1 protein-coding gene is annotated in these 2,109 nt (G+C 69.7%); it reads left to right on the top strand.

All coding sequences use genetic code 11. The features are described 5' to 3' along the window. Positions 1–2,109, top strand: a 2,109-nt coding sequence (locus K789_RS0117260; protein ID WP_024367852.1) for a hypothetical protein, incomplete at both ends; no start/stop codon positions are given.

Below are 2,109 nucleotides of genomic sequence, written 5' to 3' on the forward strand. Positions count from 1 at the left end.
ACGCTGCAGGTTCCGGTCCGGGCCGACGGGGTCCAGCTGCTCGGCGAGACCAAGGGCTCCGGGTACCGCGAGGCACCCTCGCTGGTCCGCCGCGCCGACGGCCAGACGCTGCAGCTCACCCGGCTGTTGTATCTGGTCCTTGAGGCAATTGACGGCACCCGCGGCGCCGAGGACATCGCCGGCCACGCCAGCGCCGGGTTCGGCCGGCTGGTCAGCGCCGACAACGTCCGGACGCTGATCGACTCACAGCTGCTGCCCTTGGGACTGCTGCAGCTGGCCGACGGCTCGCAGCCCGAGGTCCGCAAGGCCGATCCGCTGCTCGGGATGAAGTTCCGCTACACCGTCACCGACCCGGAGCGCACCCGCCGGATCACGGCACCCTTCGCCGCGCTCTTCAACCCGCTGATCGTGGTCCTCGTGACCGCGGCCTTCCTCGCCAGCTGCTGGTGGGTGCTGATGGTCAAGGGCCTGGCTTCGGCCACGCACGAGGCCTTCGCCAACCCGGGCCTGGTGCTGCTGATCCTCGCCGTGACCGTGGTGTCGGCCGGATTCCACGAATTCGGGCACGCGGCGGCCGCACGCCGCGGCGGAGCAACGCCGGGCGCGATGGGCACCGGCCTCTACCTGATCTGGCCCGCGTTCTTCACCGACGTCACCGATTCGTACCGGCTGGGCCGCGCCGGCCGCATCCGGACCGACCTTGGCGGTCTCTACTTCAACGCGATCGTCGCCGTGGCCATCATGGGCATCTGGTGGGCCACCGGATTCGATGCGCTGCTGCTTGTCGTCGTGACGCAGGTGCTGCAGATGGTCCGGCAGCTGATGCCGCTGGTCCGCTTTGACGGGTACCACATCCTCGCCGACGCCACCGGGGTTCCTGACCTGTTCCAGCGGATCAGGCCCACCCTGCTGAGCCTCCTGCCGTGGCGCCCGAAAGACCCGGAGGCGCAGGTCCTCAAGCCGTGGGCGCGCGCCGTGGTGACAGCCTGGGTGCTCATCACCGTTCCGCTGCTGGTCTTCAGTCTGGTCATGATGGTGCTGTCCCTGCCGCGGCTCCTCGGAACCGCATGGGACAGCGGGCAGAAGCAGTACGCCATGTTCAACCACAGTGTCGACGGCGGGGACATGGTCGACGCCGCAGTGCGGATCTTGGCGATCGCCGCCGTCGCGCTTCCCGTCCTCGGCGTCTTCTACATCCTCTTCCGTCTGGGACGGCAGCTCATCACCGCCCTCTGGCAGAGGACCCGCGGCAAGGCACTCCAGCGCGGCACGGCCCTCGCCGCGATCGTGGCAATGGTGACTGGTCTGGCCTGGGCCTGGTGGCCCGGCGCCGAGAGCTACCGCCCGGTCCAGCCCTATGAGCGTGGCACCCTGGCCGACGCCACCACCGCGATCTTCCCGGCTTCTTCCACCGCCGGCATGAGGGAAGGCCAGGCCGGCCGGACCGTCGCGCTCTGGCCCGCCGGCAAGGAGAAGCCCACCCGGGAGGATCCGCAGCTCAGCATGGTCCTGGTGCCCCGTGATGCCGCGACGGCCGCTTCGGCCGGGACGACGGCGGCACCCGCGTGGGTGTTCCCCTTCGACCAGCCGGCCGCGCCGGAGGAGGATGGCAACCAGCCGCTCGCCGTCAACACGACGGACGGTTCCGTGGTCTACGACGTCGCTTTCGCGCTGGTCTGGGCCGACGACGGCGCGGACGTGACCACCCGCAACGAGGCCTATGCGTTCGCCAGCTGCGCTGACTGTGCCGCCGTCGCGGTGGGCTTCCAGGTGGTGCTGATCGTGGGCCAGACCGATGTGATCGTCCCGGAGAACCTCTCCGCCGCCGCGAACTACAACTGCGTCCGGTGCCTGACCTACGCCCTGGCAAGCCAGCTGGTCCTCACCCTGGACGGGCCGCTGAGCGCCGACGGCATGGCCCGGCTCAACGAACTCTGGCAGCAGATCGCGGAATACGGCCGGAATCTGCAGAATGTGCCGCTCTCGGAAATCCAGGGGCGCCTGGACGCGTTCAAGGTGCAGATCATGGCGGTCATCAAGAGCGATCCCAGCGCCACACCCGGTGCTTCGACCGGCGCTTCGACCGGCGCGGCTCCTGCCCCGACCGGG

This window comes from Arthrobacter sp. TB 26 (genome assembly GCF_000427315.1).
In the GTDB taxonomy this organism is placed as follows: Bacteria; Actinomycetota; Actinomycetes; order Actinomycetales; family Micrococcaceae; genus Arthrobacter.